The organism is Oscillibacter sp. UBA6647 (assembly GCA_002455655.1).
Taxonomy (GTDB): Bacteria; Bacillota; Clostridia; order Oscillospirales; family Oscillospiraceae; genus Oscillibacter.
This window is the reverse complement of record DKLF01000037.1, coordinates 21,928-23,330: the sequence shown is the minus strand read 5'-3', so window position 1 is coordinate 23,330 and position 1,403 is coordinate 21,928. Positions and strand designations below refer to the sequence as shown.

Genomic DNA, 1,403 nt, shown 5'->3' with positions numbered 1-1,403 from the left:
CTCCGGAAAGCTTGCGGATGGGACCGCAAGCGGCTGACTTAACTCTGCCTTACTTCAGCTTGAAGCTTTCGCAGTCCACGCACTTGCTCTCGGTGGGGTTAGACTCATGGGTGCCCACAGAGATGGCATTCAGCCCGCAGTACTGCTTGTCCTGGCAGTGATAGGCGCAGTTGTCGACCGTGCACTTGATGCTGGTGTTGGCAGTGCATTCGCTGCCGTGGTTGGTCATGTCCTTCATCATAAAAAAGCCTCCTGATGAAAAGAATGTTGAAGGACTGCCGGTTTAGCCAAGATTGTCGGCACAACCGGCGATCCTTTGGCTTTCGCCGCAAATAGTCTGTGCACAGGTGTGGTTTTTATGCTAAAATTTTTTTAATCAAGCAGCTTTGAAAACAAAAAGGGGACCGGAGGCGGATGCCCCCGGTCCCTTTAAAAGATATTGTTTAAAAAGCACGGCGCAAAGCGTCGTCAACCGCTCACCATTGTGGGCAGGCCCACCACCAATTGCGGGAAAGCGATGCACAGGATGGTCACAATGACAATGATGATGATAAATGGAATTACGCCTCGATAAATCTCCTGAATGGTGACGCTTTCCGGGACGATGCCCTTGATGTAAAACAGCGCAAAGCCGAAGGGGGGCGTCATAAAGCAGGTTTGCAGGATGACCGCGGTCACGCCTACCAGCCACAGGCGGTCTACGCCAAATTGATCCATGATGGGCAGGAAGATGGGGAGAACAATCATCACAATACCGGCCCAGTCGATGAACATGCCCATGATAAATACAATGACCATCATAATGGCGATGGCGCCGATTTTGCCAACACCCATGCCCATGTTGGTAACAATCTCCATGGCGGCGCGCCGACTGATCAGTTTTTTTGTGTCCAGATAAACCTGATCATTTCCGCTGTGGAGAACCTTTCGGCAGTTTCCGCAGTAGGCGGGGTTGCGCTGCTCGTCAAAGGTCATCATGTGATTTTTGTGATCCGAGACAGGGACCACATAGTCCACCAGCGCACCGGGAATGCGCACCCTGCGCATGTCCAAGGAGCCGGTGCTGACCACCTCTTTCATCTGCACAAACACGGTGCCGCCGCTGTTTTTTACGGCCTGCGCCGCCTGAATAGACTCGAGATAGCAGGCCTCCTCCTCCATGGAGATATTGCCCCGCTCGTCTGCGTAGGTTCCGCGCAAAAAGGCGTAGTCCAGAGATTCCGGGTGCCGGTACCGCAGGTATTCCTGTCCGTCAAGCTCCATCAGTTCTACGATGTCTGCAGTCGTTGCAGTGTTCAGTTTTCCGCCCTCCACGCGGGGGTCTGCAAAGGTGTAAAGGCCCACGCGGCTGATGGTGGGGCGTTTGGCCGCTATGTCGCGGAACATGTGGGAAATCACGCCCT

The 1,403-nt window shown here is 53.8% G+C and carries 2 protein-coding genes; both read right to left on the bottom strand.

The annotated features are described in order from the left end of the window. Positions 1-49 precede the first annotated feature (49 nt). On the bottom strand, positions 50-241 hold the full coding sequence (locus tag B2W96_RS03220; RefSeq protein WP_293008495.1) for a DUF1540 domain-containing protein: 192 nt from the start codon (positions 239-241) through the stop codon (positions 50-52). 227 nt (positions 242-468) lie between these two features. Next, a partial coding sequence (locus B2W96_RS03215) for a TRAP transporter large permease subunit (RefSeq protein ID WP_293008493.1) occupies positions 469-1,403 on the bottom strand: 935 nt, incomplete at its 5' end.